Raw genomic sequence first — 23,654 nt, 5'->3', positions numbered from 1 at the left:
CTCAGCCGGTCATGCTCAGCCGGTCATGGCTTGAGGATCGACGCTCCCGTGGTGGCGCGGCTTTCCAGGTCGGCGTGCGCTCGCGCCGCGTCCTTCAGCGCATAGGCATGATTGATCGGCACGTGCAGCTTGCCGCTGATCACGGCCGAGAACAGCGTGTCGGCGCCTTCCAGCAGCTCCGCGCGCGTGCCGATGTAGTCGTTGAGCTTCGGCCGGGTTGCGAACAGCGAGCCATGGCTGTTGAGCTCGGCGATCGAGAACGGCGGCACCGGGCCTGAGGCGTTGCCGAAGCTCACGAACAGGCCGCGCGGTCTCAAGCAGGACAATGATCCCGGAAAGGTCGACCTGCCGACGCCGTCATAGACCACGTCGCAGCCTTCGCCGCGGCTGATCTGCTTGACGCGCGCAACGAAGTCCTCCTCGTTGTAGAGGATGACGTGATCGCAGCCATTGGCGAGCGCGAGATCCGCTTTGGCCTTCGAGCCGACCGTGCCGATGACATGCGCGCCGAGCGCGCGCGCCCACTGGCAGGCGAGCAGTCCGATGCCGCCGGCGGCGGCGTGGATCAGCACGCGATGATGCGGCTCGACCTTGAAGGTCTTGTGCAGCAGGTACCAGACCGTCAGCCCCTTGAGCATCAGCACCGCGCCCTGCTCGTAGGTGATGTGGTCCGGCAGCTTGACGAGGCGCTGCCAGCCGATGTTGCGCTCGGTCGCGTAGCCGCCGAGATTTTCGTAATAGGCGACGCGGTCGCCGGGATGGAAATGCGTTACGCCCGGCCCGACCGCGACCACCTCGCCGGCCGCCTCGTTGCCGGCGACGAACGGCAGGCCGGGCGCCTTGTACAGTCCGGTCCGATAATAGACGTCGATGAAGTTCAGCCCGATCGCGTGCTGGCGGATGCGGACCTCGCCGGGCCCAGGGGCGGCAAGATCGACCGGCTCATAGACCAGCGCCTCCGGGCCCCCCACCTTGTGCACGCGCACCGCCTTGGCCATCGGGCCATCCTCCCTTGCAGAACCTCGCGTGGCCGGATCTGACAATCCGGTCCAGGAGCTTCAGACAATTACCTGATTCTCATCACGCATCCGGCGCGTTGAACCGCCGGCGCGACCGCCCGCGAAAGCGAAGGCGATCAGGACAGGCTTGTCAACTCGGCCGTCCTCACGCCTTGCGCTTCCTGCGGTTGCGCGAGGCCATCACGTTGAAGGCCTCGACCGCAAGCGCGAAGGCGATGGCGAAATAGATGTAGCCGCGCGGGATGTGGAACTCGAACCCGTCGGCCACCAGCGCGACGCCGATCAGCACCAGGAAGGCGAGCGCCAGCATCTTGGTGGTGGGATGGTTGGCCACGAAACGTGCGACCGGCCCGGACGAGACGTACATGATGATCACGGCGATGATCACGGCCGCGATCATGATCTCGAGATCCTGGGCCATGCCGATCGCGGTGATGATCGAGTCGAGCGAGAACACGAGATCGATGACGATGATCTGCAGGATCACCCAGAAGAAGCTGCTGCCGGCGCCGCCGGCCTGCGGCCCATCTTCCTCGCGGGCTTCGACCTCGGCGTGGATCTCATGCGTCGCCTTGGCGATCAGGAACAGGCCGCCGCCGATCAGGATGATGTCGCGCCAGGAGAAGCCGAGCTTGCCGATCGAGAACACCGGCTGGGTCAGCCCGATCAGCCAGACCAGCACGCTGAGCAGCATGATGCGGAAGATCAGCGCCAGCGCCAGCCCGATCTGCCGGGCGCGCGTCGACTGCGGCTCGGGGATGCGCGAGGTGATCACCGACAGGAAGATGACATTGTCGATGCCGAGGACGATTTCGAGCGCGGTCAGCGTCAACAACGCGGCCCAGGCTTCGGGACTGGTCAGAAGGTCGATCATGCTTTCAAGGATCTCAACAGGCGGATCGCGGAGTCGCTCGCGACGATGTAGAGGCCGATCGCGCACAGCACAGTCGTGACGATCGGACCCGCGGTGAAGTTCTGACTCAACACATCGATCACCAGCAGGCTCCAGAGCACGACCAGGGGCAGCGTCAGCCAGCGCAGCCGCTTCACACGCACGGGATGGATGACGTGGAACGGCGCGAAGGTCAGCGCGATCAGCAGTGCCAGGCCCAGCGTGGCGAGGAGCGGCGACGGATGCAGCAGGAACAAATAGAACGCAGCGATATTCCACAGGCCCGGGAAGCCGCGGAAATGGTTGTCGTCGCTCTTCATGCGGCGATCCGCGAAGTACAGCGCGCCGCTCACGGCGATGCCTATTCCGATCACGGGCGCCGCCAGGGGCAGCAGCATGCCGCTCGCGGTGATCGCATAGGCCGGCACGAACACATAGGTCGTGAAATCCACCACGAGATCGAGCACGTCGCCGGACCAGTCGGGCTGCACGTTCATCACGTCGAGCCAGCGCGCCAGCGGTCCATCGATGCCATCGATGACCAGCGCCACGCCGAGCCACCAGAACATCGCGGTCCAGTGCTCGCGCACGGCCTCCAGCATCGCCAGAAGCGCGACGCCGGCGCCGAGCGCGGTGAAGACGTGCACCGAAAACGCGGCGGCGCGATGCGCCGGCGTGGCTGATACGGCGCTCTCTGGTCTCAACTGATCCATTCCGGCTCACTGCTACCAGGAATCGGAGCGAATTGCATATCGTCGCTTGCGGCGATGCGCCGCGCAGTCGTGCGGAACACTCTTGAAAATGGCCGCGGGAAGGTCAAATGTTCCGCCATGACCAACACAGACACCAGCTTCGATGTCATCGTCGTCGGCGGCGGTCCGGCGGGCCTTGCAGCTGCCCTCGCCCTGTCACAAACCGGCGCCCGGACGGCGCTCGTCGCCCGCCAGGCCCCGTATGCCGACAACCGCACCACCGCCCTGCTCGGCGGCTCCGTCGACTTCCTCGACGAGCTCGGTGTCTGGTCCTCGTGCCGCGATCGCGCCGCCGGCTTGAAGACGATGCGGCTGGTCGACGATACCGGCCGGCTGATCCGAGCCCCTGAAGTGCGCTTCGTCGCCGACGAAATCGGGCTCGAGGTGTTCGGCTACAACATCGCCAATGCGATCCTGGTCGAGGCGCTGGAACGGCGCGCCGGCGAGCTCGCCGAGCTGACGCGGATTGCCGAAGACGCCGAGAGTGTCCGCAGCGACGCCGAGGCGGTGACCGTCACCACCGGATCGGGCCGCGTGCTGACGGCGCAGCTCGTCGTCGGCGCCGATGGCCGGCATTCGCTCTGTCGCGAGGCCGCCGGGATCGGCGTCAGCCGTCGCGCGCTGCAGCAGTCCGCGCTCACCTTCAACATCACCCATGCGCGGCCGCACCACAACGTCTCGACGGAATTCCATACTCCGCACGGCCCGTGCGTGTTCGTGCCGCTGCCCGGCGACCGCTCCAGCGTCGTCTGGGTCGCTGCGCCCAAGGAAGCCGAGCGGCTCTCCGCGCTCGATGACGACGAACTGTCTGCCGCCGCCGAGCGGCAGTCGCATTCGATCTTCGGCCGTGTGCATGTCGAGCCGGGGCGTCATGTATTTCCGCTCGCGATCGAGCGGCCGCAGCGCTACGCGCAGAACCGCATCGCCCTGATCGGCGAGGCCGCCCATGTCGTGCCGCCGATCGGCGCGCAGGGCCTGAATCTCGGTCTGCGCGACGGCATCGACGTCGCCGACGTCGTGCGCAAGGCCAAGGCGGCCGGCGAGGATCTCGGCGCATCCCAGGTGATCTCGCGCTATGGCGCGGCGCGCCGCGCCGACATCCTGAGCCGAACGTTCGCTATCGATGTCGCCAATCGCTCGCTGCTCAGCGATCTCCTGCCGATGCAGTCGCTGCGCGCGGTCGGCATGCACCTGATGGGTGGCATAGGTCCGCTGCGGCGGCTGGCGATGCGCGAGGGCTTGGCGCCCTCCTGGCGGAGCTCGCGCCGCGCCGGCTGAGCGCGATCAGGGAAACACCAGGCGGCCGCTCTGGATCAGCCACATCACGCTGGTCAGCGTCACGACCGAAGCGAAGGTGCCGATCAGCACCGCCGACGACGCGGGCTCGATCCAGCTGTCGTGCTGGCGCGCGATCACGAACACATTGAGCGCGGGGGGCAACGCCGCCATCAGCACCGCAGTCGCCGCCCAGGGCTCCGCGAACGGTCCAAACAGCAGCATCAGGCCGAACGAGATCAGCGGGTGGATCGCGAGCTTCACCACCGTGAGCACCGGCACCTCCCAGGGCAGCCGCTCGAACGGACGCAGCGCCACCGTCACGCCCAACGCAAACAGCGCCGTCGGCGCCGCCGCATTCTGCAGGAACTGCAATGTCCGATCGAGCACGGTCGGCGGATGGAACTGCAACGCCGCGGCGAGGATGCCGGCAGCCGTGGCCATGATGAGCGGGTTGCGCAGGATCTGCTGCAGCACCGTGCGCAGCGCATGCGCCAGCGAGGCGTGATCCCGCTCGGTCAGCTCCACCAGCAGCGGAACGATCGAAAACAGGAAGATGCTGTCGCAGCAGAAGATCAGCGCCGTCGGCGCCGCCGCCTTGGCGCCGAGCACGGACAGCGCGAGCCCCGGCCCCATATAGCCGATATTGCCGTAGCCGCCTGCAAGGCCGGCCATGGTCGCTTCGCGCAGCGACAGCCGGCCGATCAGCTTGCCGAGCACGAGCGCCAGGGTGAACGTCAGCATGGTCGCGAGCGTCGTTGCAACCAGAAAGGGAGGGTTGCTCAGCTCGGTGAACGGCGTGCGGGCAATGAGGTTGAACATCAAGGCCGGCAGCGACACGTAGAGCAGGAAGAAGTTCATCCAGGACAGCCCGGCCTCGGGCAGCTTCTTCCATTTACCGCAAGCGAACCCTATGAAAACGACGCCGAAATACGGCAAGGCCAGATTGAGAATGTCGAGCATTGGTCTTTGCGAATGACCCGTTGCGGGCCGGGGCTGCGGGGGCGCGCGGCACCGCGCGATTCGGGAATGTCTAGATTAAATCCGCCCCCCGGGCACTAGCATCGGCCTCAATCCTGGTCTATTCGACTCTGATGATCAAAGCGCGAACTGCCAAGTTTCAGATCGGCCAGATCGTCCGGCATCGGGTGTTCTCGTTCCGGGGCGTGATCTTCGACATCGACCCTGAGTTCAACAACACCGAGGAATGGTGGCTCTCGATCCCTGAGGATGTCCGGCCGCACAAGGACCAGCCGTTCTATCACTTGCTGGCCGAGAATGCGGATTCCGAATACGTCGCCTATGTGTCGGAACAGAACCTCGTTCCCGACGAGTCCGGCGAGCCGATCCGGCACTCCCAGGTTGCGGAGATCTTCATCAAGGACAAGTCCGGCGGCTATCGTCCGCGCAATCCGCTGCTGAACTGACGGTCTCGCGCGGCGCCCCCTCGCCTGCGTTCACGCACGAGGAAGCCGAGCCTCCCGGCATATCGGCCGATCCAACAAAAAAGGCGCTCCGACCGGAGCGCCTTTTGTTTTCGTAACGTGCCGGGCTGGCCTTACTGCTTCGCCGGCGGCTGGGTCTGCTCCAGCTTCTTGCGCTGCTCCTCGGCGCGCTTCTGCAGCTCTTCCTGCAGCTTCTGCTGGGTCTTCTCGAACTCCTTCGGATCGGTCGGCGGGCCGTCATAGGCCTTGGCGAAGCTGCTGGCGCCTTCCTGCAGCGGCAGCGGCAGGGTCAGCGCCGTGCCGTTCGAGTTGATCGCCTGGACGTACAGGTTCTGGCCCTTCTTCAGGCTGGCCAGGAAATCCGGAGTCGCTTCGTAGTCCGACATGCAGCCGTTCTGGAAGCAGATCACGTAGCCGCTCTGCAGCGCCTGGTTGTTGTCGACCACGATGCGGGTGCCGGGCTGCAGCTGCATGCCGAGCGGCAGCGTCACGCGCAGGATCTTCTTCGGCTCGCCTTCCGGCTCGATGATCACGGCAGCCACCACCGGCTGACCGGACTCGATGCGGCCGTCCTTGCCGATGAAGCAGACCTGCTTAGCGTTGGCGTCCTGGCCCTTCAGGCAGAACTTGGTCCAGGGCGCATAGATCAGCTGCGGCATCTCCGCCGCCTGTGCCTGGGCCTGCTGGCCGGCGGCGGGAGGAGCGCCGGCCGCGGGTGCGGCGGGAGCGGGAGCTTTGGGAGCAGCAGCCGGAGCCTTTGCCTTCGGCGCTGCGGGCGGCTGAGCCTGCGCCTGCGCCTCCGAAGCAAAGGAAACGGCCAGCGCGGTGACAGCCAGCAGGGCGACGAGCCGCCCACGCGGCCCAACCGACGAGGCCAAGTCACGGAAATTCATTGCGGAAAACCCTTTCTGAACGGCAGCGCCCGAGACCGCCAAAGGCGCCACACCAAGCCGTCGAAGCGGCTGTCTCCTCAGGAAATGAGGCGGTTAAGTGACAGGCGTTGCCGCCGTAACTCAATCGCCCGCTTTCATAACGCGGTGCGCGGAAGAATCAATGCCGCGGGACCGTGTCCGGGCGGCGGTCTAGCGCGGGCGAGCCTGTGGTAAAAGCCTTTCGTGGCCTGTTCCGAATCAAATGCTTGCGCCCCGATGCTGACGCTACAGCGCATGTTGAGCGCGGTGGCGGGATGGGGCGCCGTGGTCCTGGCGCTGTTGCTGCCGGTCTACACTCCCAACGCAATTGCTGCCGAAACTGCGGCAATCGCGATGCACGGCACCCCGGCCCTGCCCCCGGACTTCGACCACATGCCTTACGTCAATCCGCAGGCCCCCAAGGGGGGCCGCGTGATCTGGGGACTGCTCGGCACCTTCGATAGCCTCAATCCGTTCATCGTGCGCGGCGTCGCAGTGCAGCAAATTCGCGGCTACGTCGTGGAAAGCCTGCTCGCGCGCGGCAATGACGAAGCCTTCACGCTGTATGGGCTGCTGGCCCGCGGAGTCGAGACCGACGACCGGCGGACCTATGTCACCTTTCGCCTGGATCCCCGCGCCCGCTTCGCCGACGGCCATCCGGTCCAGGCCGAGGACGTCGCATTCTCCTTCGCGCTGCTGCGCGATCACGGCCGCCCCAACCACCGGCAATTCTACGGCAAGGTCGCCAAGGCCGAGGTGCTGGATCCCCTGACCATCCGGTTCGATTTCGGCGGCACTGAAGATCGCGAGCTGCCGCTCATTCTCGGCCTGATGCCGATCCTGCCGAAGCACGCCACCGACGCCGCGGCGTTCGAGGACACCACGCTGACCGCTCCGCTCGGGTCCGGACCCTATCGCGTCACCGCCGTGCGGCCGGGGGCGAGCGTCACCCTCACCCGAAATCCCGACTATTGGGGCCGCGACCTGCCGATCAACCGGGGATTGTGGAACTTCGACGAGGTCAGGCTGGATTATTATCGCGAGTCGAACGGGCAGTTCGAGGCCTTCAAGCGCGGGCTGTACGACTTTCGCGTCGAGACCGAACCGTTGCGCTGGCACGACGGCTACGATTTTCCGGCCGCGCGCAATGGCGAGGTCATCCGGGACAGCTTCACCTCGGGGATGCCGCAGCCGTCGCAGTTCCTGGTGTTCAACACCCGCCGTCCGGTGTTCGCCGACATCAGGGTACGCCGGGCGCTGACCTTGCTGTTCGACTTCGAGTGGATCAATCGCAACTACTTCTTCGGCCTGTACCGGCGCAGCGGCGGCTACTTCGCCGGCTCCGAGCTGTCGGCCTATGGGCGCGCCGCCGACGCAACCGAGCGTGAGCTGCTCGAGCCATTTGCCGCGCAGATCCCTGCCGACATCATGGACGGCAGCTATCGTCTTCCCCTCACCGACGGCTCCGGGCGCGATCGCAGCGCGCTGAAGGCGGCGCTCGATCTGCTCGGCGAGGCCGGCTATGGCCTGGACGGCACGGTGCTGCGGCACCGGACGACGCACGCGCCGCTCGCCTTCGAGATCCTGGTCACGACGCGCGACCAGGAACGCATCGCGCTGGCCTATGCCGGCAGTCTGAAGCGCGCCGGCATCAATGCGGCGATCAGAGTCGTCGATCCCGTGCAGTTCGACCAGCGCCGCCTCAGCTTCGAGTTCGACATGATCCAGAACCGATGGGACCAGTCGCTGTCGCCCGGCAATGAGCAGGCCTTCTATTGGGGCAGCGAGGCGGCCGACCGGACCGGGACGCGGAACTACATGGGCGCCAAGGATCCAGCCGTCGACGCGATGATCGCCACGCTGTTGCGGGCCCGCGACAGGAAGGAATTTATCTCGACCGTTCGCGCATTGGACCGTACCCTGATGGCGGGGTTCTACGCTATTCCAGTGCTCAATGCCGCCGAGGAATGGATCGCTCGGTGGAATCGTATAGAACGGCCCAAGAGGACAGCTTTGACGGGAGCGCTCCCGGAGAGCTGGTGGCAGCGGCCGGAGCCGGCATCGAAATGACCAACCGGGGCAGTTGGTCGGCCGGATCCGTGAAAGTACGGGGCAACAGGTGAATCAGGCCAATACGTCGCCGACGCTCGACGCGTTGTTTCAACGCATCCTGGCGCGCAAGCCGGATGCGGTTGCGCTGATCGATCCGATCAACAAGCAGCGCATCACCGGCCGGCCTCCGATGCGCCTGACCTATGCCGAAGCCGATCGCGTGATCTCGGCGCTGGCCGCGCACTTCATCGACGCCGGCCTGCCCGCGCATTCCGTGATCGCCGTCCAACTTCCCAACACGATCGAGTTCGTGCTCACGGTTCTGGCCGCGCATCGCGCCGGGCTGGTCGTCGCCGTATTCCCGCTGTTGTGGCGTCAGTCGGAGCTGGTGGCGGCGCTGAACCGCACCAGCGCGCGCGCCATCGTCACGATGTCGAAGATCGACGGCGTGATCCATTCCGATCTCGCAATGAACGCAGCGGCCGAGGCGTTCTCGATCCGCCATGTCTGCGGCTTCGGCTCCGACCTGCCGGAGGGCATGTATTCGCTCGACCAGTCGATCGCCAAGCCGTCCCGCTCGACGCGCGGGATCATGCCTGACGGTCGCAAGGCCGCGATCGTCTCGTTCGACGTGACCGCCGACGGCTTCCGTGCCGTGCCGCGGACTCACCTCAGCCTGATCGCCGGTGGGCTCGCCGTGTCGCTCGAAAGCGATCTGCCGCAAGGCGTGAACATGATGTCGGCCTTCATGCCGTCGTCCTTTGCCGGCCTCGCTGCCTCCGTCGTCACCTGGCTGTTGTCCGGCGGCACGCTGGCGCTGCATCACCCGTTCGATGCCGATGCGCTCGAGCAGCAGCTCGCGGAGCTTGCCTGCGATACGCTGGTCGCCCCCGCGCAGCTCGCCTTGCGTCTCGACGAAGGCGACCTCGCATCCCGGCTGCCGAACCTGCGCTACGTGCTCGGCATGTGGCGCGCCCCCGAGCAGGTGGCATCGAGCCCGGCATGGAAGACGCGCGACATCGAGCTCACCGATGTCTATCTGTTCGGCGAAGCCGGCCTGTTCGCCGTGCGCCGCACCGGCGCCGATGGCAGCCCTGGTCCGGTCAAGCCCGGCCGACAGGGCGCGCCGCGCGAGCAGCCGGGATCGTCGATCGCCGGCGAGATCCTGGTGACGCCGAAAGGCACGCTCGGCCTGCGTGGTCCCATGGTCGTCCTGGCCGCCTATGCGCCGCCGCCGCCCCCGAGCGACTCGCTGATGCCCGCGCCGGCGCGCGATTTCGTCGACACCGAATATGCCGTCCGGCTCGACCGCGCCCACGACACCATCTCGATCACCGCGCCCCCCGCCGGCGTGATGGCCGTGGGCGGCTATCGCTTCCTCGCGCAGGACCTGCATGAATGGTCGCGCCGGCTCGGCCAGGGCGCGCTGCTCACCGCGCTGCCCGACCGGCTCAGCGGGCATCGGCTGGCAGGACGCGCGATGGACAACGCGCGCGCCCGCGAGGCGCTGGCCGAACTCGGCCTCAATCCGTTGATGGTCGAGGCCTTCCGCGACCGTGCCAGTTCGGGCGGCTGAAGCTGCCGTCCGGACGAATGCGGAAGCGGCGTGTTCGGAACAGTGTTGACGCCGCGTTAACGGGAGGCACCTAGGATCGCGACGTATCGTCAGCGTATCCTGAGTTTCCCTGGATGTCCCAACAAGGCCCGCTCCTCATCGTTTCCAAGTCCACGCGGCCTTCGCTGACGGCGGCTCTCGCAGCGGCGCAAATTCTCCCGACCACCGAAGCCCGCTGGGCGGATGCGGCCGGCGCGATCTCCCGGGTTCAACCGGCAGCCGTGCTCGCGGTGATGGAGGACGCTGAAGCGTCAGATATCGCGACGCTGTCGCGCCATGTCAGCGCGCGCAAGCCCTATATCCCGATGATCGCGATCGCGCCGGGCGACGCCGCCCTGCCCGACAACGCCATCCCCCTGCACGGCAGCGACAACCATGAGCGCCTGCTAGCGCGCCTGCGTGCCGCGCTGCGCGTCCGCACGTTGCACACGACGGTTCTTCGTCGCCTCGACGAGAAGAAGACGCCGGATGCGACGTTGCCCGACACCGATCCGCTCAATGACGCAACGGTGCTGCTGCTCGGCCGCGGCACGTCGTTGCCCGGCCTGTCGGTCGCGCTCGGCGAGCGCATGGCCGTCGTCGGCGCGCTCAGTATCGAGGCCGCGGCGAAGCATCTGTCGAGCCGCGACATCGACGGCATCGTGCTCGGCGAAGGGTTTTCGCCGCGCGTGGTCGATGCGTTCCTCGCCGTGCTCGCCGAGGACACCCGCTTCCGCAATCTCGGCGTCGTCGTCACCGCCAACCAGCCGGCGCCGCTGCAGGAGCTCGCCAATCTCGAGATCATCGCCGGCGATCCGCAGCGCATCGCGGCGCATGCCTTGCCGCTGATCCGGCAGCATGCCTTCGAGAACCGCCTCAACCGCACCCTGCGCGCCATCGAAGCCGGCGGCATGCTCGACCCGCAGACCGGCCTCCTCACCCGCAACGCCTTCGCGCGCGACTTCGCCACGGCAGTGAGCCAGACCCAGAAAAGCGGCGGCAGCCTCGCGGTGGCCCGCTTCGCTTTTGATCCGGTCAATCCGCGCGCGCAATATGACGGTGCCCGCATCATCAGCCGCCTGATGCGACGGATGGATTTCGGCACCCACGAGGACAACGGCTCGGTCGTCGTCGTGTTCGCCGAGACCGATTTGCGCTCCGCCCACGCCATCGCCCGCCGCCTCTCCAGCGTGATGCGCCACACCTCGCACGGCAAGCGCGACACCCGCAGCGAGCCCGCGATCACGGTCGCGGCGCTGCAGCCCAATGACACGGCGCGCACGCTGCTGGCCCGCGTCTACGGCGAGGCCCAGCGCGCGGCGTCGTGAGTTTGCGAGGCACGCTCTCTCACCGTCATTGCGAGCGCAGCGAAGCAATCCAGAGTCCCATCGACGCCCTGGATTGCTTCGCTGTGCTCGCAATGACGCAGTATGATCAGCTCGCGTCTCATTCAAAATCCCAGCACCGGTCCGTAGGGTGGGCAAAGGCGCAGGCAAGGTCGCGCCACACGCGAGCTATCAGATAGCGCCGTGGCCACCATCTCACCGCTGAGCATGCCGGCCGGCGGTGGGCACGCTGCCGCCTTCGGCGGCCGCTTTGCCCACCTACGGACCGTCACGATCTGATCCAAACACGTGCATGTTGAGATCGCGCATTTGCCCCACTCCTATGGTGGAATCCCAGCTCGACTCGGGGGCATCTGACGAACGGAGCACTGCGTCATGCAAAACCGGCAATCCCGCGAGGAGATCGATTGGGTCAGCGTCGTTGCGATCGTCTCGGTCTTCCTGATCGCAAGCCTTGCTTTGCATTTCGGCTGGCAGCTTCGGTGACCCTCAGCCGGCGGCGCTTCACGCCGCCTTTTTCTTCTCCGCGAGCTCCGCCAACTCCTTGAGAATATCAGTCGTCCCCGCGAGCCGTTCCTCCGGCGTCTCCCAGATCTGCAGGAATACCACCTTCATGTCGGGGCGCACCTTGGCGGCCTGGCCGTGGCGCTTGATGAAGGCGACGAGGCGGTCCGGATAGGCGAAGCTGTTGTCGCGGAACGCGATGACGGCGCCCTTCGGGCCGGCATCGACCTTCTCGACATTGGCTCTCCGGCAGTAGTTCTTGATCGCGGCGACCTTGAACAGATAGCGCGTCTCGTCCGGCAGCTTGCCGAAGCGGTCGCGGAGCTCGGCGGCAAAATTCTCGATCTCCTCGTCGGTCTCGAGATCGGCGAGGCGCCGATACAGCGACAGCCGCACCGAGAGATCGGAGACGTAGTCCTCCGGGATCAGCACGGGCATGCCGATCGTGATCTGCGGCGACCAGCGGTCGACGGTCGGCTCGGTGATGCCAGCCTTGAGGTTCTCGATCGCCTCCTCCAGCATCGACTGGTAGAGTTCGAAGCCGACCTCCTTGATGTGGCCGGACTGCTCGTCGCCGAGCAGATTGCCGGCGCCGCGGATGTCGAGATCGTGGCTGGCGAGCTGGAAGCCGGCGCCCAGCGTTTCGAGCGATTGCAGCACGCCCAGGCGCTTCTCGGCCTGAGGGCTGATCTTGTGCGTCGACGGCAAGGTGAACAGCGCATAGGCGCGCAGCTTGGAGCGGCCGACGCGGCCGCGCAGCTGATAGAGCTGGGCGAGGCCGAACATGTCGGCGCGATGCACGATCAGCGTGTTGGCGCGGGGAATGTCGAGGCCGGATTCGACGATCGTGGTCGACAGCAGGATGTCGAACTTGCCGTCGTAGAACGCCGAGATGATGTCCTCGATCACGGTCGGCGCCATCTGGCCGTGGGCCACGGCGACCTTCATTTCCGGCACGGTCTTGTCGAGGAATTCCTTCACCTCGGCGAGATCGTCGATGCGCGGCACGACGTAGAACGCCTGGCCGCCGCGGTAGCGCTCGCGCAGCAACGCCTCGCGGATCATCACCGGATCATGTGGGGCTACGAAGGTGCGCACCGCCAAGCGATCGACCGGCGGCGAGGCGATGATCGACAGCTCGCGCACGCCCGTCAGCGCAAGTTGCAGCGTGCGCGGGATCGGCGTCGCCGACAGGGTCAGCACGTGGACCTCGGCGCGCAGCTGCTTCAGCCGCTCCTTGTGGCTGACGCCGAAGTGCTGCTCCTCGTCGACGATGACGAGCCCCAGATCGCGAAACTTGATGGACTTGCCGAGCAGTGCGTGGGTGCCGACGACGATGTCGACCGAACCCTCAGTCAGGCCCTTCTTGACCTGGTTGAGCTCCTTGGTCGAGACGAGGCGCGAGGCCTGCGCGACGTTGACCGGAAAGCCCTTGAAGCGCTCGGTGAAGGTTTTCGCGTGCTGGCGCGCCAGCAAGGTGGTCGGGACGACGACGGCGACCTGCTTGCCTTCCAGGGCGACCGCAAACGCCGCGCGCAGCGCCACCTCGGTCTTGCCGAAGCCCACGTCGCCGCACACCAGCCGGTCCATCGGACGTCCGGCTTCGAGATCTCCCAGCGTCGCCTGGATCGCAGCGAGCTGGTCCTCGGTCTCGTCATAGGGGAAGCGGGCGCAGAACTCGTCATAGAGGCCGGCCTGCACCGGCAGCTTCGGCGCCTCGTGCAGCATGCGCTCGGCGGCGATCTTGATCAGTTCGCCGGCCATCTCGCGGATGCGGTTCTTCAGCTTTGCCTTGCGAGTCTGCCAGCCGGAGCCGCCGAGCTTGTCGAGCTCGACATTGGTCTGGTCGGAGCCGTAGCGCGACAGCAGCTCGATGTTCTCGACGGGCAGATAAAGCTTGGTCTCGCCGGCATAGCGCAGCTCAAGACAGTCATGCGGCGCGCCGGCGACTTCCAGCGTCTGCAGGCCGACGAAGCGGCCGATGCCGTGATCGACATGCACGACGATGTCGCCGACGCCGAGGCTCGTGACCTCCGAGATGAAGTTGTCGAGCTTGCGGCTCGCCTTGCGCGGCCGCACCAGGCGGTCGCCGAGAATGTCCTGCTCGGAGATGACGGCGATCTGGTCGGTCTCGAAGCCGGATTCCAACCCGAGCAGCGCGAGCATGGTCTCATTGCGCGGCGTCGCCTGCACCGCGCGCCAGGTGTTGACGCTGGTGACATGGATCAGCTTGTGATCCTTCAACATGCTGGCCATGCGGTCGCGCGAGCCTTCGCTCCACAGCGCGATCACGACCTTCTTGCGTACCGACTGCAGCGCCTGCACATGCGCCACGACGGCCTCGAACACGTTGACCGCGGCGTCGTTGCGCTCCGGCGCGAAGTTGCGGCCGGCCCGCGCGCCGATGTCGACGACGCCTGAGCCCTCCGGCACGGCGAACGGCGTCACGCGGGCGAGCGGCACGGCGGCGAGCCGCTCGGCCCACTCCGTCGACGTCAGATACAGCCGGTCGACCGTCAGCGGCTTGTAGATCGCGCCGCCGCCGGGATGCTCCATCGCCTCGCGGCGCGCGTCGTAATAGTCGATGATCTGCTTGAAGCGTTCGCGCGCGGCGTCCTCGCCCTGCGGCTCGATCACGATCGGCGTGTTCGGCAGATAGTCGAACAGCGTCTCCATCTTGTCGTGAAACAGCGGCAGCCAATGCTCCATGCCGGGATAGCGGCGGCCTTCGCTGACGGCTTCATACAGCGCGTCGTCGCGGTCGGGCGCGCCGAACTCGGCGACATAGCCCATGCGAAAGCGGCGGATGGTGTCGGTGACGAGCTGGAATTCGGACACTGGCACGAGGTCGAGCGAGCGCATGTCGAGCAGGGTGCGCTGCGTCTCGGCGTCGAAGGTGCGGATCGATTCCAGGCTGTCGCCGAAGAAGTCGAAACGAACCGGCTGGTCGAGGCCGGCGGGGAAGAGATCGAGGATGCCGCCGCGCACGGCGTATTCGCCGCTCTCGCGCACCGTCGACGAGCGGTTGTAGCCGTTATGCTCCAGCCACGCGACCACGGAGTCCATCGGCACCACGTGGCCCGGAGCGACCGAGAGTGCCTGCCCGGCCATGGTGTCGCGCGACGGCACGCGCTGGACGATCGCGTTGACGGTCGTCAGCACGATCAGCGGCTTGTCGCTGCCGGCGAGGCGCGACAGCCGGGCGAGCGTGGTCACGCGCTGGGCCAGGATGCCGCCATGCGGCGAGACGCGGTCGTAGGGCTGGCAGTCCCAGGCCGGGAACTGCATCACCGGCAGATCCGGCGCGAAGAAGTCGAGCGCCCGCGCCAGCTGCTGCATCCGGTTGCCGTCGCGGCAGACCACGGCGAGGCTGACGGCCGGCGGCTTCGGCCTGGCGGCGATGGCGCGCGCGAGGTCGGAGACGACGAGGCCCTCGGCGCCCTCGGCGACATTGGCGAGTGTGAGCGCGCGCCCCGGGGCGAGATGCTCGGCGGGCGACTTGACTGGACTCTTCATCAATCGGCGTCCACCGCGCGGAACGCCTTGATGCGCTCGAACAGCGCCGGCGTCTGCTCCGGCGGCAGCGGCCGGGCGCCGGTGATGGCGGCGTAAAAATCAGGGTCGGAAACCTCCAGGAGCTGTTCGAGCTGGTCCAGCTCGCTCTCCGAGAGGGTGCCGATCTCGGCATCGGCGAAGCGGCCGAGGATCAGGTCCATCTCGCGGGTGCCGCGGTGCCAGCAGCGGAACAGCAGCCGCTTGCGGCGGTCGTCGAGGCCATGGCTTGATCGGGTGGTCCCTGTCATCGCGGTATCCCTGCAGTACAACGCCGAAAGCCCGGACGATGCCGGGCGCGGCTCGATATAGCGGCGCGCGAGGCTCGTGTCAGCCCTCCCGGAGTGCAGAACCGGCATGTCTGGCTCATGAAACCCAGGAAAAAAGAGGTGGATGGCTGGGCGATCACGGCTATTCCGGCCTGCAATCCACTTTAAGTGTTCGGTCCATGCGCCCTGCCATCCTCAATCCGCTGTTCGCGCCGGTCACGACCCTGTCGGGGGTCGGGCCGAAGCAGGACAAGCTGCTGCGCTATCTGCTGAGCTGCAACGAGACGCCGCGTCTGGTCGACCTGCTCCTGCACCTGCCGGCCAGCGTGATCGATCGCCGGAACCGGCCGAAGGTGCGTGACGCCGAGGTCGGCACGGTCGTGACCCTGGAGGTGACGGTCGATCGCCATCGTCCGTCGCGTAACGCCCGCGCGCCCTATCTGGTTTACGCCAGCGACGAGACCGGCGACGTCGTCCTGACCTTCTTCCGTCCCAAGGGCGACTACATCGAGAAGATCCTTCCCGTAGGCGCCAAGCGCTACGTCTCCGGCACCGTGCAGATGTATGACGGCGTACCGCAGATCGTGCATCCGCAACCCATCCTCGATGAAGCCGGCTTCGCCAAACTGTCAGGAATCGACCCGGTCTATCCGCTGACCGAAGGCCTCGCGCTCGGCTCGCTCAGGCGAGCCATCGCGACGGCGCTGACCAAGCTGCCGGAATTGCCGGAATGGATCAGCCCGGAGGTGCTCAGCCGCTGCAACTTCCCGTCGCTGCGAGAGGCGCTGACGCGGGTGCATGCCCCGCAGGAGCTGACGGATATCCTCCCCGAGAACCCGTTCTGGTCACGCCTCGCCTTCGACGAGCTGCTCGCCGGCCAATTGGCGCTGGCGCTGGTGCGTGCGCAGCTGCGCCGCCCCGCAGGCAACCGCCATGCGGGCGATGGCCGTCTGCGTCGCAAGATCATCGATGCGCTGCCCTATGCTCTGACGAACTCGCAAGGACTGGCGATCGAGGCGATCGCCGCCGATCTTGAAAAGCCGGTGCGCATGCTCAGGCTGCTGCAGGGCGACGTCGGCTCCGGCAAGACGGTGGTGGCGCTGCTCGCCGCGGCTGCCGTGGCGGAGGCCGGCAAGCAGGCCGCGCTGATGGCGCCGACGGAAATCCTCGCGCGACAGCATGCCAAGACGATCACCCCTCTCGCCGAACGTGCCGGCATGAACGTCGCCATTCTCACGGGCCGCGAAAAAGGCAAGGAGCGCCGCGACATCCTTGCACGCCTCGAGGCCGGCGAGATCGACCTGCTCGTCGGCACCCACGCCCTGATCCAGGACGACGTCATCTTCAAATCGCTTGCACTCGCCATCGTCGACGAGCAGCACCGCTTCGGCGTGCGCGAGCGGCTGGCGCTGACCTCGAAGGGCGAGGCCGTCGACGTGCTGGTGCTGTCGGCGACGCCGATTCCGCGCACGCTGGTGCTGACCTATTTCGGCGACATGGACATTTCCGAGCTGCGCGAGAAGCCGGCCGGCCGCCAGCCGATCGACACCCGCGCGGTCGCCGATACGAGGCGCAGCGAGGTCATCGACGCCGTCGGCCGCGCGCTTGATGCCGGCAAGCTGGTGTATTGGATCTGCCCGCTGGTCGAGGAATCCGAGGCCGAAGGCATCGATCATCTCACCAACGCCACCGACCGCTACGACAGCCTGCGCGAGCGCTTCGGCGAGCGCGTCGGCTTGGTCCATGGCAAGATGAAGGGCAGCGAGAAGGACGAGGTCATGAACCGCTTCGCGGCGCATGAGCTGCGGCTGCTCGTGGCAACGACCGTCGTAGAGGTCGGCGTCGATGTGCCCGCGGCGAGCATCATGGTGATCGAGAACGCCGAGCGCTTCGGCCTCGCACAGCTCCACCAGTTGCGCGGCCGCATCGGCCGCGGCTCGGAGGCTTCGACCTGCATCCTGCTCTATCACGAGCCGCTCGGGCAGATGTCGAAGGCGCGGCTCGCGGTCATCCGCGAGACCACCGACGGCTTCCGCATCGCCGAGGAAGACCTCAAGCTCCGCGGCGAAGGCGACGTGCTCGGCATCCGCCAGAGCGGCCTGCCCGGCTACCGCATCGCCCGGCCCGAGATGCACGCGCAGCTGATCACCCAGGCGCGCGACGAGGCGCTGCGCATCCTCAAGGAGGATCCCAAGCTGAAGGGCCCGCGCAGCGACGCGCTGCGCTGTTTGCTCTATCTCTACGAACGCGACGAAGCGATCCCGCTGCTGACGGCGGGGTGATTGGGTCGGTGCATCAACAAACTCCACTGTCGTCCCGGCCTTGAGCCGGGACCCATAATCCCAGGGAGGCGTTCGAGGCAGGCCCGTCGGCTTGCTCGCACATCACGACCGCCGCGGAGTATGGGTCCCGGATCTGCGCTCCGCCGCGCTCGCGCGCGCCGGAGCTTGTCCGGGACGACGAGCTGAGGTGGCCTACTTCGCCTTGCAGCTCTCCGCAAACGCCACCAGCTGCGCCGCCTCCGTGCCCTCGCCCTGCACGTCCGCCGCGATGTGCTCGAACAGACGCGCGAAACCTTCGTAGATCAACGCGGCAGGATGATCGTCCCCGAGAAAGCCCGCGATCTCGCGCATCTCGGCGACCCAGCGATAGGCCTTGGGCAGCATGTCCGGCAGCGCGGTGGCGAGGCGGGCCTGGACGTGCGGCAGGCTCAGCGCGAGCTCGTCGCGCAACGCGTCCGCAGCGCCGGCGCGCGTGGCGGCCAGCACCATGGCGGCGCCGAGCCCGGTCAGGCCCTTGTTGATGCCGGCATAGGACATCTTCAACGCGGAGGCGGCGCCGATCGGTCCTTCGATCGGGCGCAGGTCGAGCCCGAGCCGGCCGAGCACGGCGACGTCGGCCGCGGCCTCGCCGCTGACATAGAACGCCGGCCCCTTCGCGCCCGGCTTCGGCGGCAGGCCGATGATGGCGGCGTCGACCAGGCGCGCGCCGGATGACAGCACGATGTCCTCGATGGTCCGGATGGTCTCGACGTTGACGGCGTTGCAGTCGACGATGACCGGCTTCTTGGCACTCCGGTTGATGACCGTCGCGAGCTGCTCCGCCAGCGCCACGGCCTCGCCCGGCGGGACGATCGACAGGATGATGTCGCAAGCCGCGATCTCGGCCTCGCTGGCGCCGATCATCCCGGACGCGGCCGCCCTCGCCTGCGTCGCAGCGCTGCGGCCGTCCAGCGAGGTCAGCACCTTGCAGCCGTGCTCGGCAAGGCGAGCGGCGATGGCGCTGCCCATGGCGCCGGGCGCGATGACAGCAATGCTTGGAGGCATGAGAACAACTCCGATTCCAACGAGGCTCCCGAAAGACTATCCGGGTTCGATGACGAAACGGAACACGCGAAAACGGAGGGGCAGCCCTTCCGGACTGCCCCTCTCCTGATCGGAGCAGCAGCCGCGCCCCCCGGCGCCTGCTGCTTCGACCGATCTCAGAACGAGATCTTCAGGCCCCCGCTGCCATAGAAATCGTCGCCGCCGGTCCGCCCGATCGTCCGCGACACGTTGGCCGTCAGCGCCACGTTGCTCCAGAACGGAGCGACGACGCCGGCGGTCACACGGCCGTAGACATTGTGCGACGTGCTGTTCGGGACGTTCCAATTGTTGACGATGACCGGAGCCGAGGTGGCGCTGTACTGGATCAAGCGGCCGTTGCCGATGATGTCGTCGTCGAGCGTCAGGTTGAGATACGGATTGATCATCGCACCCTGCACCTGGAACGGGGTGCGCAGCTGCACGCCGACGCTGCCGACCAGGGTCTCTGCCGTCTGCGAGCCGACCATCAGCGTCAGAGCGGGATCGCCGGCCTCGGTGAAGCCGTCGACGCGCGCGCGGGCATAGGTCAGCCCGCCGATCGGGCCGAGCTTGGCGGTGCCGGCATCGAACAGATAGCCGGCCTTGCCGGCGACGACGAAGGTCGTGCCGCCGGGGTTCGAGGTGATGGTGTCGACGACGCCGGGCCTCGTGTTGCGATAGTCCTGATGGCCGATCGTGGCGAGAGCTTGAGCAAACAGGTTGCTGCTCGCCCAGGCGCCGTAGACGCCGAACTGATAGGAGTTAGCATCCGTCGTGCCGGCATTGCCGAACAGCCGCGCCTTGGGGTTGGAATAGTCGAACGCCGTGCCGATCATCGCGTTCGCCGACAGCCGGTACTCGACCCCGATCGTGCCGCCGACGCTGTCGAGATTGAAGCCGTTCGCCGCGACATTGCCCTGGCGGTCGCTGATCCCGCCATTGCCCTGCATGTAGAACGACCAGGGATTGACCGCGGCGAGCGGCGGCGCCTTCATATAGGGCGCCTTGGTGATGGCCCCGTAGGCGTTCATCGTCGAGGGCGCGAAGCCCGCGGTCTCGCGGAACTGGTCGAGCTTGCCGAACAAGGTCGAGGCAAAGCCCATCGCGGTGATCGACGCCACGTCCCCTTGCGGCGAGAATGTCAGCGGCGCGTTGAGGCGGTTGACGATGTACTGTCCGAGCACCTCGAAGCCATGCGAGGTCAGGTGCACGCCGTCGACATAGAACAGATACTGGTTCTGCAGCGCAGGATTGCCGATGCAGGCGACCGGACAGGCGCCGACATTGCTGAAGCCGTAGCGCTGCGGATTGGCCTGGATCAGGGAGCCGATGAGGCTCGTGTCGACGTATTCGACGCGCACGCCGTTGCGCGCCACATTGGCCAGCGAGGTTTGCATCAGGCTGTTGTAGGTCGTGCTGTAGAGCTTGCCGGTCGGCGCGTTGGCGTTGCCGACCGCCTCCGGCAAGGTGCTGACATCGCCGGCCGTGAACACGATGCTGCGGGCGCCGGCGCCGACCAGCGCATTGATGCCGGCCATGGCCTGCTGCGCGGTGACGGCCGCCGCGGTCGGCGCGCCGGCGAACGAGCCGCCCGCACGGTAGTAGGCCCGCGCATCATTGCCGCCGATCGAAATTTCGACGAGGTCGGTCGACGAGATCTTGCCGGAGAACCCGGTCAGCCCGCTCCATTCCTGGAAGAAGCCGGGAATGCCCGGACCGGCCACGTTGGTGGTGCCGCTGGTCGCGCCGCCGATCGCGTAGTTGAGCTGGGGAATGCCGAGCAGCGCCGAGGTCGTATCGACGAAATTGGTGCCGCCGCTGAAGCGCCCGGTCGGATACAGCGGCAGCTTGCCGATGCCGCCGGTGAAGGTCCAGAGATTGCCCGTGTCGGCGTAGCTGTCGCCGAACGCCTGGATGCGGGTGTAGGTGGTCTGCGCCGATGCCGGCTCCGTCAGCAGCCACGCGCCCGACAGCGCCATCACACACGCCAGCGACGTCTGACTCATACGTCTCACTCCGCACCTCCCCTACGCCTTACTTTTGTTGGCTCGATGTTTCCATGGCGGCGGATTAGGACACCACCGCCCACAGGTTGTAGGGGCGCGGACGACGAACGGCTGTGCCCTCGCGGCATCATCATGCGGCGCAAAACGCCGCTCTGCGCACGAGCGCCCTGCCGCCGCACAGCGCCGAACACTGCTGACAGGATCTGGCAGCACGCTCCGCTACTGCTTCGGCCGACGCGCCGATGCCGGCGCCGCCACCGGAGACACGACGATGCCCGAGTTCAATTTCCTGATCCTCTATGTCGACAACCCGCCGAACAGCGCCGCCTTCTACTCAGACCTGCTGGGCATTCCCGTCATCGAGCAATCGCCGACCTTTGCCATGCTGCCGCTGCGCGAAGGCGTCATGCTGGGCTTGTGGTCGCGGCACACGGTCGAGCCGGCCGCGGCCGGCGCGGCGGGGTCGGTCGAGACCGCGTTCGCGGTGTCCGACGTCGGTGAGGTCGAGCGACTGCACGGGGATTGGAAGGCGCGCGGCCTCCGTATCATTCAGGAGCCGACACGCATGGATTTCGGCACGACCTTTGTCGCGCTCGATCCGGACGGGCATCGCCTTCGCGTCTTCGTCCCACAGGACGCCGGCTGAGCCAGGAGGCGCGTGAGAAGACAGCGCGTGTCGTCATTCCCATTCGAAGGCGGATCGGCCATCGCTGCGGACATGACGATGCGCGTGGGCTCGCCTAGTCGACCTTGGCCGGCTCCGGCTCGAGGCGCGGCGCCGGGGCGTTGGCGATGCGTGCGGCATTGGCCATGGTGGCGAGCGCGGCGGCCTTCTTCTGTGCGTCGGAGCCAGGCTGCACCACGCCGCAGGACATGATCAGGGTCGCCGCATCCTCGGCGCTCATGTCGACTTCGATGATCTTGCTTTTCGGCAGATAGAAGAAGAAGCCGGTGGTCGGGTTCGGGGCGCAGGGCAGGAACACCGAGATCTGCTCGTCATTACCCGGCAGACGGCTTGCGACCTCCGTGCTCGGCGGCTGCGAGATCAGCACGATCGACCACATGCCCGGCGACGGAAACTCGACCAGGCCGACGCGGCGCAGGCTCGAGCCCTTGCCGGAGAACAGCGTCTCGAACACCTGCTTGAGGCCGCGATAGATCGCGCGCACCGCGGGAATGCGCCCGAGCAGCCGCTCGCCGAGATCGACCAACGTGCGGCCGATCAGGTTGGCGGTCAGGAAGCCGAGCAGCGTCAGGCCGATCACGGCGACGATCAGGCCGGAGCCGGGCACGCCGAACGGCAGATAGGTCTCCGGACGGTAGACCAGCGGCACGAACGGGCGCACCAGCCCGTCGACCCAGGTCACGAACCACCAGGTGATGTACAGGGTGATGGCCACGGGCCCGGCCACGACGAGGCCGGTCAGGAAATAGTTGCGAAACCGGAACATCAACCCATGGTGGGGCGTCTCGGCCGGAACATCGGCCAAGGGATCGGTCTCAGGCGGCAGGTCGTCGCGGGAACTCATGCGGACTTCCGGATCGGATCAATTCTCAGCTGGGGTCTTAGCAGATTTTTGGAAGGGCAACGCCCCCTTTCCGACACAGCCGCGCGGTTTGACGCCCGCCTGTGGCAGGCCAGCCGGGCTCCGGGGCCCGATATGCGGGCTGAGCCGCCCGTTCGGCCCAGCGGGCCCGCCCTGCCTCAATTCGCCGCGCTAGGCGCTGCGCAGCGGCAGAGCGAGGCCGACAGCGATGAAGATGCCCCCGCAAACCTGGTTGAAGCGCCGCCCGGCCCGCGCCAGCCACGGCCGCACCCGGGCCGCCGCGCTGGCAATGGCGACCTCGGTCAGGAACTCGGTGATCGTATAGGTGATGGCCACGATGCCGAACTGCACCGCGAGGCTGCGCGCGGGATCAATGAATTGCGGCAACAGGGCACTGAAGAACAGCAGGCATTTCGGGTTGGTCGCCGCGGTCAGGAAGCCCGTCCGAAACAGCGAATGCCCGCTCGCCGTGACCGGCTCACGGCCAACATCGATCGCCACCGGCGGCGAACGCCACAGCTTGATGCCGAGCCAGGCAAGATAGAGCCCGCCGACCCACTTCAGCACCACGAGCCAGGTGACCGAGGACTGCACCAGCGCGCCGATGCCGAACATGCACAGCGCAATGATGAGCACGAAGCCGATCAGGCCGCCGGCGATCGTGAACAGCGTCTTCCGGCCGCCATGCAGCGCTCCGTGGGTCAGCGCCAGCAGGCCGTTCGGGCCCGGGGTGAGCGAGATGCCGATGCTCGTGAGCAGGAACAGCAGCCAGGTGTCGAGGGCCATCGTCAGTCCCGTGAAGGAGTGGACGCCGACCACTGCAGCGGCATCGTCAGAAGCTGATGTCGGATTAAGGATCAGATGGCAAGCGCTGCCGCGTTTGCCGCCACTGCCGGATCATTCAGCGGTCGCACGCTCGCGCCCAGGTGAAGGGCGAGCGCGAATAAAACCAGTGTCGTCCCGGACAAGCCCGACAACGCGACAGCGTTGGCGGGCGCAGATCCGGGACCCATACTCCCAGGAAGCGGTTTGAGGCAGGCTGGAGCTGCCAGCGTGCCAGCCACGAACTGCGGTGGTTATGGATCCCGGCGTTCGCCGGGATGACACTGAGTGGGATGAGGCTGCATCGCAACTCACGCCGACTGT

General features: G+C 66.9%; 18 protein-coding genes. 7 read left to right on the top strand and 11 right to left on the bottom strand.

Features of this window, described 5'->3' with window-relative positions; all coding sequences use genetic code 11:
* Window positions 1-23: 23 nt before the first annotated feature.
* From NLR35_RS01210 to pcsA, 3 genes are all read right to left on the bottom strand, one after another.
* The gene (locus NLR35_RS01210) at window positions 24-998 is read right to left on the bottom strand and encodes a quinone oxidoreductase (protein ID WP_257164744.1); all 975 of its coding nucleotides are present in this window, start codon (window positions 996-998) and stop codon (window positions 24-26) included.
* Between the two features lie 166 nt (window positions 999-1,164).
* Complete coding sequence (locus NLR35_RS01205) at window positions 1,165-1,893, bottom strand: TerC family protein (RefSeq protein ID WP_257164743.1); 729 nt, start codon at window positions 1,891-1,893, stop codon at window positions 1,165-1,167.
* Window positions 1,890-2,624: a phosphatidylcholine synthase gene (gene pcsA / locus NLR35_RS01200; RefSeq protein ID WP_257164742.1), complete on the bottom strand. Its 735-nt coding sequence runs from the start codon at window positions 2,622-2,624 to the stop codon at window positions 1,890-1,892. The genes NLR35_RS01205 and pcsA overlap by 4 nt, the downstream gene beginning before the upstream one ends.
* 117 nt (window positions 2,625-2,741) lie before the next feature.
* Here pcsA and NLR35_RS01195 point away from each other — a divergent pair, with 117 nt between their 5' ends.
* Window positions 2,742-3,941 (top strand): UbiH/UbiF family hydroxylase, encoded by a 1,200-nt coding sequence (locus NLR35_RS01195; protein WP_257164741.1) that lies wholly within the window; start codon window positions 2,742-2,744, stop codon window positions 3,939-3,941.
* Between the two features lie 6 nt (window positions 3,942-3,947).
* Here NLR35_RS01195 and NLR35_RS01190 read toward each other — a convergent pair whose 3' ends face one another.
* Entirely contained in the window at window positions 3,948-4,901 is a 954-nt protein-coding gene (locus NLR35_RS01190; RefSeq protein ID WP_257164740.1) for an AEC family transporter, read from the bottom strand.
* A 131-nt stretch (window positions 4,902-5,032) separates the two neighbouring features.
* On the opposite strand from NLR35_RS01190, the gene hspQ reads away from it, so the two are divergent.
* Window positions 5,033-5,365 (top strand): heat shock protein HspQ, encoded by a 333-nt coding sequence (gene hspQ, locus NLR35_RS01185; protein ID WP_257164739.1) that lies wholly within the window; start codon window positions 5,033-5,035, stop codon window positions 5,363-5,365.
* Between the two features lie 131 nt (window positions 5,366-5,496).
* Here the strand turns inward: hspQ and NLR35_RS01180 are convergent, their stop codons facing one another.
* The gene (locus NLR35_RS01180; RefSeq protein WP_257164738.1) at window positions 5,497-6,276 is read right to left on the bottom strand and encodes an invasion associated locus B family protein; all 780 of its coding nucleotides are present in this window, start codon (window positions 6,274-6,276) and stop codon (window positions 5,497-5,499) included.
* 273 nt (window positions 6,277-6,549) lie between these two features.
* Here NLR35_RS01180 and NLR35_RS01175 point away from each other — a divergent pair, with 273 nt between their 5' ends.
* From NLR35_RS01175 to NLR35_RS01165, 3 genes are all read left to right on the top strand, one after another.
* A complete protein-coding gene (locus NLR35_RS01175; RefSeq protein ID WP_257164737.1) occupies window positions 6,550-8,364 on the top strand; it encodes an extracellular solute-binding protein in 1,815 nt (604 codons plus the stop codon).
* A 49-nt stretch (window positions 8,365-8,413) separates the two neighbouring features.
* Window positions 8,414-9,922 (top strand): class I adenylate-forming enzyme family protein, encoded by a 1,509-nt coding sequence (locus NLR35_RS01170; protein ID WP_257164736.1) that lies wholly within the window; start codon window positions 8,414-8,416, stop codon window positions 9,920-9,922.
* 113 nt (window positions 9,923-10,035) lie between these two features.
* Window positions 10,036-11,268, top strand: coding sequence for a GGDEF domain-containing protein (locus NLR35_RS01165; RefSeq protein WP_257164735.1), 1,233 nt, complete (start codon window positions 10,036-10,038; stop codon window positions 11,266-11,268).
* A 522-nt stretch (window positions 11,269-11,790) separates the two neighbouring features.
* Here NLR35_RS01165 and mfd read toward each other — a convergent pair.
* Both mfd and NLR35_RS01155 read right to left on the bottom strand, forming a co-directional pair.
* Window positions 11,791-15,306, bottom strand: a complete 3,516-nt coding sequence (gene mfd / locus NLR35_RS01160; protein ID WP_257164734.1) for a transcription-repair coupling factor — start codon at window positions 15,304-15,306, stop codon at window positions 11,791-11,793.
* Entirely contained in the window at window positions 15,306-15,593 is a 288-nt protein-coding gene (locus tag NLR35_RS01155) for a succinate dehydrogenase assembly factor 2 (RefSeq protein ID WP_257164733.1), read from the bottom strand. Before NLR35_RS01155 ends, mfd begins: the two co-directional genes overlap by 1 nt.
* Window positions 15,594-15,790: 197 nt before the next feature.
* Between NLR35_RS01155 and recG the strand changes: the two genes are divergently transcribed.
* A complete protein-coding gene (gene recG / locus NLR35_RS01150; RefSeq protein ID WP_257164732.1) occupies window positions 15,791-17,893 on the top strand; it encodes an ATP-dependent DNA helicase RecG in 2,103 nt (700 codons plus the stop codon).
* 192 nt (window positions 17,894-18,085) lie between these two features.
* Here recG and NLR35_RS01145 read toward each other — a convergent pair whose 3' ends face one another.
* Window positions 18,086-18,937, bottom strand: a complete 852-nt coding sequence (locus NLR35_RS01145; RefSeq protein WP_257164731.1) for an NAD(P)-dependent oxidoreductase — start codon at window positions 18,935-18,937, stop codon at window positions 18,086-18,088.
* Between the two features lie 155 nt (window positions 18,938-19,092).
* Window positions 19,093-20,970, bottom strand: a complete 1,878-nt coding sequence (locus tag NLR35_RS01140; protein WP_257164730.1) for an autotransporter domain-containing protein — start codon at window positions 20,968-20,970, stop codon at window positions 19,093-19,095.
* 262 nt (window positions 20,971-21,232) lie between these two features.
* Between NLR35_RS01140 and NLR35_RS01135 the strand changes: the two genes are divergently transcribed.
* Window positions 21,233-21,607 carry a VOC family protein gene (locus NLR35_RS01135; protein WP_257164729.1) on the top strand — a complete coding sequence of 125 codons (375 nt, stop codon included), beginning with the start codon at window positions 21,233-21,235 and terminating at the stop codon, window positions 21,605-21,607.
* A gap of 94 nt (window positions 21,608-21,701) precedes the next feature.
* On the opposite strand, the gene NLR35_RS01130 is transcribed toward NLR35_RS01135, so the two are convergent.
* Window positions 21,702-22,490, bottom strand: a complete 789-nt coding sequence (locus NLR35_RS01130) for a DUF502 domain-containing protein (protein WP_257164728.1) — start codon at window positions 22,488-22,490, stop codon at window positions 21,702-21,704.
* A 189-nt stretch (window positions 22,491-22,679) separates the two neighbouring features.
* Window positions 22,680-23,294: a LysE family translocator gene (locus tag NLR35_RS01125; protein ID WP_257164727.1), complete on the bottom strand. Its 615-nt coding sequence runs from the start codon at window positions 23,292-23,294 to the stop codon at window positions 22,680-22,682.
* Window positions 23,295-23,654: the final 360 nt, after the last annotated feature.

It is taken from the genome of Bradyrhizobium sp. SRS-191, assembly GCF_024586915.1.
In the GTDB taxonomy this organism is placed as follows: domain Bacteria; phylum Pseudomonadota; class Alphaproteobacteria; order Rhizobiales; family Xanthobacteraceae; genus Bradyrhizobium.
The sequence above is the reverse complement of the archived record's forward strand: the minus strand, read 5'-3'. Positions and strand labels throughout refer to the sequence as shown.

Excerpts from the sequence above, each read along its gene's own strand:
- NLR35_RS01125 (WP_257164727.1), bottom strand. The coding sequence starts at position 23,294 with ATGGCCCTCGACACCTGGCTGCTGTTCCTGCTCACGAGCATCGGCATC.
- NLR35_RS01195 (WP_257164741.1), top strand. The coding sequence starts at position 2,742 with ATGACCAACACAGACACCAGCTTCGATGTCATCGTCGTCGGCGGCGGT.
- NLR35_RS01190 (WP_257164740.1), bottom strand. The coding sequence starts at position 4,901 with ATGCTCGACATTCTCAATCTGGCCTTGCCGTATTTCGGCGTCGTTTTC.
- NLR35_RS01130 (WP_257164728.1), bottom strand. The coding sequence starts at position 22,490 with ATGAGTTCCCGCGACGACCTGCCGCCTGAGACCGATCCCTTGGCCGAT.
- NLR35_RS01180 (WP_257164738.1), bottom strand. The coding sequence starts at position 6,276 with ATGAATTTCCGTGACTTGGCCTCGTCGGTTGGGCCGCGTGGGCGGCTC.
- NLR35_RS01155 (WP_257164733.1), bottom strand. The coding sequence starts at position 15,593 with ATGACAGGGACCACCCGATCAAGCCATGGCCTCGACGACCGCCGCAAG.
- NLR35_RS01135 (WP_257164729.1), top strand. The coding sequence starts at position 21,233 with ATGCCCGAGTTCAATTTCCTGATCCTCTATGTCGACAACCCGCCGAAC.
- NLR35_RS01165 (WP_257164735.1), top strand. The coding sequence starts at position 10,036 with ATGTCCCAACAAGGCCCGCTCCTCATCGTTTCCAAGTCCACGCGGCCT.
- hspQ (WP_257164739.1), top strand. The coding sequence starts at position 5,033 with ATGATCAAAGCGCGAACTGCCAAGTTTCAGATCGGCCAGATCGTCCGG.
- mfd (WP_257164734.1), bottom strand. The coding sequence starts at position 15,306 with ATGAAGAGTCCAGTCAAGTCGCCCGCCGAGCATCTCGCCCCGGGGCGC.
- pcsA (WP_257164742.1), bottom strand. The coding sequence starts at position 2,624 with ATGGATCAGTTGAGACCAGAGAGCGCCGTATCAGCCACGCCGGCGCAT.
- NLR35_RS01205 (WP_257164743.1), bottom strand. The coding sequence starts at position 1,893 with ATGATCGACCTTCTGACCAGTCCCGAAGCCTGGGCCGCGTTGTTGACG.
- NLR35_RS01210 (WP_257164744.1), bottom strand. The coding sequence starts at position 998 with ATGGCCAAGGCGGTGCGCGTGCACAAGGTGGGGGGCCCGGAGGCGCTG.
- NLR35_RS01175 (WP_257164737.1), top strand. The coding sequence starts at position 6,550 with ATGTTGAGCGCGGTGGCGGGATGGGGCGCCGTGGTCCTGGCGCTGTTG.
- recG (WP_257164732.1), top strand. The coding sequence starts at position 15,791 with ATGCGCCCTGCCATCCTCAATCCGCTGTTCGCGCCGGTCACGACCCTG.
- NLR35_RS01145 (WP_257164731.1), bottom strand. The coding sequence starts at position 18,937 with ATGCCTCCAAGCATTGCTGTCATCGCGCCCGGCGCCATGGGCAGCGCC.